Here is a 1,294-nt window from a genome sequence, read left to right as displayed (position 1 = left end):
GAATGGGGTACGGATGGCATCAATAATGTATGCGTTTTTCATTTTTAAATCCTTGGAAGAAAGCTCCTCCCTTTTTTAAAGGGAGGTTGGGAGGGATTTAAGGAAGTTAATTTTAAAATTAATCCTCCCTAAATCCCTCCTTTAAAAAAGGAGGGACTTTTAATTAAGCAGTTGCATCAATCAATTTTGCACCCGTCAAGGACTGCAATTCTTCAAATGAAAGACCTTCCACTTTTTCAATCACTTTCATGCCTTCAACAGTGACATCAATTACGCACAGGTCAGTGTAAATACGGTCTACACATTTCAAACCTGTAGCAGGATAAGTCAGCTCTGCCACGATTTTTGGCTCGCCTTTTTTGGTCACATGATCAGTTGTGATAAATACTTTTTTCGCACCAACGGCTAAGTCCATCGCACCGCCAACCGCAGGAATCGCATCAGGTGCACCTGTATGCCAGTTTGCTAAATCACCATTTTCAGCAACTTGGAAAGCACCAAGTACTGCGATGTCTAAGTGACCACCACGCATCATGGCAAATGAGTCACCGTGATGGAAGAAAGCACCGCCATCCAGTAAAGTCACAAATTCTTTACCTGCGTTGATCAGTTCAGGATCACGATCTTCTTCAGCAGGTGGTGGACCAAAAGCCAAAAGACCATTTTCAGAATGTAAAAATACGTCTTTGTCAGATGGTAAATAGCTTGAAATTTTAGTCGGTAAACCAATACCTAAGTTGACATAAGCACCATCAGGAATGTCCTGTGCCACACGCTCAGCAATTTGATCACGGCTTAATTTTGTATAACTCATTTTAAATTCTCCGTAGCCAATTATTGAGCAGGTTTTACTTGTACAACATGTTGTACAAAAATACCCGGTGTGATGATATGTTCAGGATCTAAAGCACCCAACTCGACAATTTCAGACACTTGTGCAATCGTTACGTCTGCTGCCATCGCCATGATTGGACCAAAGTTACGTGCAGATTTACGATAAACGAGGTTACCCCAACGGTCACCTTGTTGTGCTTTGATCAAGGCAAAGTCTGCTTTGATTGGGTTTTCTAAAACGAAATCTTTACCTTCATAGTTTAAGGTCGGTTTGCCTTCAGCAAGCAACGTCCCAAAACCTGTAGGTGTGTAGATTGGACCCAAGCCCATGCCCGCAGCTTGGATACGGCAAGCCAAGTTACCTTGTGGTACAAGTTCTAGCTCGATTTTGCCCGCACGGTAAAGTTCATCAAATACCCAAGAGTCAGACTGACGAGGGAAAGAGCAAATAATTTTACGG

At 42.4% G+C, this 1,294-nt stretch carries 2 protein-coding genes; both read right to left on the bottom strand.

Going from position 1 to position 1,294, the window contains the following annotated elements; genetic code table 11:
* Positions 1–163: 163 nt before the first annotated feature.
* Positions 164–814 (bottom strand): 3-oxoacid CoA-transferase subunit B, encoded by a 651-nt coding sequence (locus C9E89_RS22630; RefSeq protein WP_107010309.1) that lies wholly within the window; start codon positions 812–814, stop codon positions 164–166.
* Positions 815–834: 20 nt separating this feature from the next.
* The coding region (locus C9E89_RS22625; protein ID WP_107010308.1) for a 3-oxoacid CoA-transferase subunit A at positions 835–1,294 on the bottom strand (460 nt) is incomplete at its 5' end.

The organism is Acinetobacter sichuanensis (assembly GCF_003024515.2).
GTDB classification, from domain to species: Bacteria; Pseudomonadota; Gammaproteobacteria; order Pseudomonadales; family Moraxellaceae; genus Acinetobacter; species Acinetobacter sichuanensis.
The sequence above is the reverse complement of the archived record's forward strand: the minus strand, read 5'-3'. Positions and strand labels throughout refer to the sequence as shown.

Coding starts and splice junctions, on each gene's coding strand:
- C9E89_RS22630 (WP_107010309.1), bottom strand. CDS start 814: ATGAGTTATACAAAATTAAGCCGTGATCAAATTGCTGAGCGTGTGGCA.